This is a genomic window from Streptomyces sp. PA03-6a (assembly GCF_033792765.1).
Classification (GTDB): Bacteria; Actinomycetota; Actinomycetes; order Streptomycetales; family Streptomycetaceae; genus Actinacidiphila.
The window spans coordinates 47,098-53,351 of sequence record NZ_JARAVK010000031.1; the positions used below are offsets into that span (position 1 = coordinate 47,098).

General features: G+C 72.1%; 6 protein-coding genes and 1 pseudogene. 1 reads left to right on the forward strand and 6 read right to left on the reverse strand.

Translation table 11 applies throughout. The features are described from left to right. Nucleotides 1-32 precede the first annotated feature (32 nt). Nucleotides 33-824: an SGNH/GDSL hydrolase family protein gene (locus PV350_RS10720; RefSeq protein WP_499515211.1), complete on the reverse strand. Its 792-nt coding sequence runs from the start codon at nucleotides 822-824 to the stop codon at nucleotides 33-35. A gap of 245 nt (nucleotides 825-1,069) precedes the next feature. Between PV350_RS10720 and PV350_RS10725 the strand changes: the two genes are divergently transcribed. Continuing rightward, the gene (locus PV350_RS10725; protein ID WP_499515210.1) at nucleotides 1,070-1,894 is read left to right on the forward strand and encodes a tyrosine-protein phosphatase; all 825 of its coding nucleotides are present in this window, start codon (nucleotides 1,070-1,072) and stop codon (nucleotides 1,892-1,894) included. A 20-nt stretch (nucleotides 1,895-1,914) separates the two neighbouring features. On the opposite strand, the gene PV350_RS10730 is transcribed toward PV350_RS10725, so the two are convergent. The 5 genes and pseudogenes from PV350_RS10730 to PV350_RS10750 all read right to left on the reverse strand — a co-directional run. Next, a complete protein-coding gene (locus PV350_RS10730; protein ID WP_500333469.1) occupies nucleotides 1,915-2,058 on the reverse strand; it encodes a DUF6126 family protein in 144 nt (47 codons plus the stop codon). Further along, nucleotides 2,055-2,672, reverse strand: coding sequence for a helix-turn-helix domain-containing protein (locus PV350_RS10735; RefSeq protein WP_499515208.1), 618 nt, complete (start codon nucleotides 2,670-2,672; stop codon nucleotides 2,055-2,057). The genes PV350_RS10730 and PV350_RS10735 overlap by 4 nt, the downstream gene beginning before the upstream one ends. An 83-nt stretch (nucleotides 2,673-2,755) precedes the next feature. After that, nucleotides 2,756-4,159: an aspartate aminotransferase family protein gene (locus PV350_RS10740; RefSeq protein WP_500333470.1), complete on the reverse strand. Its 1,404-nt coding sequence runs from the start codon at nucleotides 4,157-4,159 to the stop codon at nucleotides 2,756-2,758. Then, nucleotides 4,140-6,065, reverse strand: a complete 1,926-nt coding sequence (dxs, locus tag PV350_RS10745; protein ID WP_499515206.1) for a 1-deoxy-D-xylulose-5-phosphate synthase — start codon at nucleotides 6,063-6,065, stop codon at nucleotides 4,140-4,142. The genes PV350_RS10740 and dxs overlap by 20 nt, the downstream gene beginning before the upstream one ends. 37 nt (nucleotides 6,066-6,102) lie before the next feature. Next, nucleotides 6,103-6,254 (reverse strand): annotated as a pseudogene (locus PV350_RS10750) (flavodoxin-dependent (E)-4-hydroxy-3-methylbut-2-enyl-diphosphate synthase); the annotation flags it as partial.

A 6,254-nucleotide genomic window follows, 5' to 3' on the forward strand; every position in this document is an offset into this window, starting at 1 on the left:
CGCCCGCGCGCGGTACGCCCCGGGCCCGCCGGTTACAGCGGCAGCAGGTCCGGGCGCTTGGGCTCCACGTTGTCGCCGGAGGACTCCCCGCGCAGGCGCCGGCCGATCCAGGGCACGAGGTACTCGCGCGCCCACTGGATGTTGTCCCGCCGGATCTCGGCGGGCGCGCGGAACGGCTCCGGCGGCCACGCCTGGTCGGGGTCGGCGGGCACCTCGAGGCCCAGCACCTGCGCGGCGCGCAGCGCGACCCTGGTGTGCCCCTCGGGCGACAGGTGGAGGCGGTCGGAGTCCCAGGCCCGGCGGTCCTGGACGGAACGGAGCGACCACAGGTCCAGCACCGGGGAGTCGTACCGGTCGGCGATGGCGCGCACATGGGCCGTGTAGGTGGCGATCTTGCCGCGCAGATGGCGCAGCACGGGGATGCCGCGGGTGTCGAAACCGGTGCACAGCACGACGGTGCCGACGGACGCGGTGAGGCGGGCGACCGCCGCCTCGTAGCGCTCCGCGACGTCGTCCGGGTCGCTGCCGGGGCGGAGGATGTCGTTGCCGCCCGCGCAGAAGGTCACGAGGTCGGGCGCGAGCTCCACGGCCCGCGGCACCTGCTCCTCGACGATCTGGTCGAGCAGGCGGCCGCGCACCGCGAGGTTCGCGTACCGGAAGTCGTGCTCCGGGCGGCGGTCGGACAGGAGGACCGCCAGCCGGTCGGCCCAGCCGATGAACGTCCCGTCGGGACCCGGATCGCCCACACCTTCCGTGAAGCTGTCCCCCAGGGCGGTGTACGACCCGATGGCGGCACTGTGGTTTCTCTTCGAATCGTCTGGCACGTCAGCACATACTTCACCTCCTCAAGTGACCTACGCCACCGTAACCAAGGGTTGACGGGGGGTGATGTATCCCACCCGGCCGGATCCGCCGGAAGCGGAATACGGCGGCGTCGCGACCGCCGCGCACAGCCCCCTCCCGCGATCACATACCGCGCGGTACGGGGCGCGCCCGGGGTGTCGTATGGTCGGGAGTGGTCCGGCCGCCGGTGATCCGCACCGTCCGGCCCCTGAGCGAAGGAGCCCCGGTGACCGAGCAGACGCCGCAGACCGCCCCGTCGGAACCCGAGCTGACCGGGGTGCGCAACTTCCGCGACGTGGGCGGCCTCCCGACGACCGACGGCCGCCGGGTGCGGTACGGACGGCTCTTCCGCAGCGGCCACCTGGCGCACGCCACCGCCGACGACGCCGCCTTCCTCTCCGCCCTCGGGCTGCACACGGTCTTCGACTTCCGCAACGCCTCCGACATGAAGCTGGAGGGCCCGGACGTCGAGCTGCCCGGCGTGCGCAACGTCAACATGCCGCTGAGCGACCCGGCCTCGGGCGCCGAGTTCTGGACGACGGTCCGCGACGGCGACATCGCGGCGCTGCGCGAGATCCTCGGCGAGGGCCGCGCCGCCGCGCGCATGGTGCACGCCTACCGCCGCATCGTGCTGGACCGCACCGCCGAGCACGCCCGCATGCTGGAACTGCTCGCCGAGGACGAGTCGGTGCCGGCGCTGCTGCACTGCGCCGCGGGCAAGGACCGGGCCGGGACCTCGGTCGCCGTCATCCTGCTCGCCCTCGGGGTCGAGCGCGACGCGATCGTGGAGGACTACCTCAAGAGCAACGAGGCCCACCGCCGCTACCGCATCAAGCGCGGCGACGACGCGGAACCGGCGACCACCCCCGAGGTCATGGAGCTGCTCGGCCCGCTCTTCGACGCGCGCAAGGAGTACCTGGAGACCGCCTTCGACACCATCGAGGAGCACTGGGGCTCGGTGGACCGCTACCTGGAGGAGGGGCTCGGCCTCACCCCCGGGCGTCGCGAGCGGCTGCGCGCGCTCTTCCTGGACGGCGCGCAGCCGGCCTGACACGAGGCGGCGGGGCCGCCCTACTTGGCCCCGGCCAGGTGGAAGATCAGGAAGAAGAACGCGGCGATGATGTGGACCCCCACCAGATAGATGAAGGTGCGCACCTTGAAGCCCATGGGGGCCTTGCCCCCGGAGTTGCCGGACACGGTCAGTCCTCTCGTCATGCGCCGTGGGGGCGCGTTGAACGGCCGTCGCCCAGGCACAGCTCCACGACGGAACTCCGCAGCAGCGTGTGGACGAACAGCAGATCGACACCGTCCGGCGAGGCCGCCGCGATGCGGTGCGGGGTGAGCGAGTCGAAGTGGGCGCTGTCGCCGGGCACCAGCCGGTGCACGGCGTCCCCGAGGGTGAGCCGCAGTTCGCCCCCCAGGACGTACAGCCACTCCTCGCCGGCGTGGACGCGGACCAGCCCCTCCTGGGGGCCGGGCGGCACGTGCAGCCGCAGCGCCTGCATGGCCCGCCCGGGGTTCCCGGCCGGCCAGTACGTCCAGCCGCCGGCCTCCGCGGGAGGCACGGAACCGCCGCGGACGACCGGATCGCGCTCGGGGGAGGTCTCGCCGAGCAGGTCGGACACCGTGGTGCCGTAGGTGCGGGCGAGGGTCAGCAGCATGGGGAGCGAAGGCTGCCGCTGCCCGGTCTCCAGCCGGGACAGGTGCGCGGGCGACAGCCCGGCGCGGGCCGCGGCCGCCTCCAGCGTCAGCCCGCCCCTGCGGCGTAGCGCGCGCAGCTGGGGGGCGACGTCCGGCAGGGGCGCCTCGTCCGCGGATGGTGAGGTCATACCTCAGGTATAGACGCGGTTCGCCCCTGAGGCAAAAAACTTGCCTCAGGGGCAAAGCACCGTGGGCCGGACGCGGGCCCGGGTCAGCGGTTGGCGACGGCCTGCTTCACCAGTGTCCTGCCGAACTCCCACATCAGGCCACCGCCGCCGTGTGCGTCGTCCATCACGGCGGTGAAGGCGTCCACGAAACGGTCCACCTCGCGCTCCCCGATGACCAGCGGCGGGATCAGCTTGATCACTTCCAGGTGGTCCCCCGAGACCTGGGTGAGGATACGGTGCCGCTGCAGCAGCGGCACGACCACCATCTGCGCGAACAGGCCCTTGCGGGCCGCCTGCAGCATCGTCCAGCGGCTGCGCAGCCCCAGCGACTTCGGCCGGCCGAACTCGATGCCGATCATCAGGCCCCGGCCGCGGACCTCGTGCAGCAGCTCGTAGCGGTCGACGAGGGCGGCCAGGCGGTCGCGGAGCAGGTCCCCGGTGGCCCGCGCGTTGGCGACGACCTTCTCGTCCTCCATCACCGTGAGGGTGGCCAGCCCCGCGGCCATGGCCTGGGCGTTGGAGCCGAAGCTGGCGGAGTGCACCAGCACCCGGTCCATGGACGAGTAGACCTTCTTGAAGATCCAGTCCTTGCCGAGGGTGGCTCCCACCGGCACGTAGCCGCCCGACAGCGCCTTGGCCACGCACACCAGGTCGGGCTCGACGCCCTCCTCGTGCCGGTACGCGAAGAAGTCGCCGGTGCGGCCGATGCCGGTCTGCACCTCGTCGGCGACGAGCAGCGCCTTGTGCCGGTGCAGCAGCTCCTGCGCCGCCCGCAGGTAACCGGGCGGCGCGGCGTGCACGCCCTTGCCCTGGATCGGCTCGACGATCAGCGCGGCCACGTCGCCCTTGGCCAGCTCCCGCTCCAGGGCCGCCAGGTCGCCCAGGGGCATGGCGGTGTCGGGGAGCAGCGGGTCGAAGCCCTCGCGGAAGCCGCCCTCGCCGTTGACGGAGAGCGAGCCGGTGGTCAGCCCGTGGAACGCGTGGTCGCAGTAGAGCACGCGGGGCCTGCCGGTGGCGTAACGGGCGAACTTCAGGGCCGTCTCGACGGCCTCGGTGCCGCTGTTGCCGAAGAACACCCGGTCGAGTCCCGGCGCGTACGACAGCAGCTTCTCCGCGAGCAGGCCCGGCAACGGCTGGCAGTCGAAGCGGGTGAGGTCGGCCAGCCCGGCGTCCAGGACGTCGTGCAGCGCCTTGCGGACCACGGGGTGGTGGCGGCCCAGGCCCATCACCCCGAAGCCGGCGAGCATGTCGAGGTAGTCCCGGCCCTCGTCGTCCCAGAAGTACGCGCCCTCGGCCCGCTCGTAGACCTTGTCGAAGCCGATGGTGTGCAGCATGCGCGGCAACTGGTGGTTGAGGTACCTGGCGTGCAGGTCGTAGCGCTCGGCTCCGCGCTCGGCCAGCAGCGTCGCCAGGTCGAACCCCTTGGGCTCAGGTTCGGGCGGTGTCATCGCTCACGTGCCTCTCGTTCGGGTGCTGCTCGTTCACCGCGAGACGGGTCAAGGTGGCCCCGATCCGGCCGGCGATCTCGGCGGGGGTGAGCCCGATGTCGGCCAGCACCTCGCCGCGCTTGGCGTGCGCCAGGAACTGCTGCGGGATGCCGAAGTCCCGGACCGGCACGTCGGTCTCCGCGTCACGCAGGGCCTGCGCCACCGCGGAACCCACGCCCCCGGCACGGCCGTTGTCCTCGATGACGGCCACCATGCGGTGCCGGGCGGCGAGCGCGGGCAGCTCCGCGTCGAGCGGCTTGACCCAGCGGGGGTCGACGACCGTGACGCCGACGCCGCGTTCGCGGAGCAGGGCGGCCGCGGCCAGGGAGACCGAGCCCAGGGCGCCGACGGACACCATCAGCACGTCCGGCCGGTCGCCGCGGTGCAGGACGTCCATGCCGCCGACCCGGTCGATGGCCGGCAGGGCCTCGCCGACGGTCTCCTTGGGGAAGCGGACGACGGTGGGCGCGTCGTCGACGTCGATCGCCTCGCGGAGCTGGGCGCGCAGTTGGTCGGCGTCGCGCGGGGCGGCGATCCGCAGGCCCGGGACGACCTGGAGGATCGACATGTCCCACATGCCGTTGTGCGAGGCGCCGTCGTCGCCGGTGACGCCCGCCCGGTCCAGCACGAAGGTGACACCGCACTTGTGCAGCGCGACGTCCATCAGGACCTGGTCGAAGGCGCGGTTGAGGAAGGTCGCGTACACGGCGACCACCGGGTGCAGGCCACCGGTCGCCAGGCCCGCCGCCGAGACCGCCGCGTGCTGCTCGGCGATCCCGACGTCGTAGACGCGGCGCGGGAAGGCCTTGGCGAACTTCTCCAGCCCGACCGGCTGCAGCATGGCCGCCGTGATCGCCACGACCTCCGGGCGCTCGGCGCCGATCCGGACCATCTCGTTGCCGAAGACCGAGGTCCACTTCGGGCCGCTCGACGGGGTGAGCGGTTCGCAGGTGAGCGGGTCCATGGCGCCCACGGCGTGGAAGCGGTCCGCCTCGTCGCGCTCGGCGAAGGCGTAGCCGCGGCCCTTCTCGGTGAGGCAGTGCACGAGGACGGGGCCGTGGAAGCGCCGGGCCCGGCGCAGCGCCGACTCGACCGCGGTCACGTCGTGGCCGTCGATCGGGCCGAGGTACTTCAGCCCCAGGTCCTCGAACATGCCCTGCGGGGCGAAGGCGTCCTTGAAGCCCTTCTTGGCGCCGTGCAGGGACTCGTACAGCGGCTTGCCGACCACGGGCGTCTGCTGGAGCACCTGCTTGCCCCAGGCCAGGAAGCGCTCGTAGCCGTCGGTGGTGCGCAGGGTGGCCAGGTGGTTGGCGAGGCCGCCGATGGTGGGGGCGTAGGAGCGCTCGTTGTCGTTGACGACGATGATCAGCGGACGGTCCTTGGCGGCGGCGATGTTGTTCAGCGCCTCCCAGGCCATGCCGCCGGTGAGCGCACCGTCCCCGATCACGGCCACGACGTGGTCCTGCCGGCCGAGCACCTGGTTGGCCTTGGCCAGGCCGTCGGCCCAGCCGAGCACCGTGGAGGCGTGGCTGTTCTCGATGACGTCGTGCTCGGACTCGGCGCGCGAGGGGTAGCCGGACAGGCCCCCCTTGCCGCGCAGTTTGGAGAAGTCCTGACGGCCGGTCAGGATCTTGTGGACGTAGGACTGGTGACCCGTGTCCCACAGGATGCGGTCGGCCGGCGAGTCGAAGACCCGGTGCAGGGCGACCGTCAGCTCGACCACGCCCAGATTGGGTCCCAGGTGCCCCCCGGTCCTGGCCACCGCCTGCACCAGGAATTCACGGATCTCCACGGCGAGTTCGCCCAGCCGCTCCGGCGGAAGGGCCTTCAGGTCGCGTGGACCACGGATGTTCTCGAGCAGCGACACTTTCCCACCTCGCTCCCCTGCCGGGGATTGTTTCGCTTTAGCTCACACTGATCTGGGGCTCTCCTGACGGCACTCCGTCGGCCTGCATGCGCTCGGCGAGCTTCATGGCCTCTTCGATGAGGGTCTCCACGATCTTCGACTCCGGCACGGTCTTGATGACCTCGCCCTTGACGAAGATCTGCCCCTTGC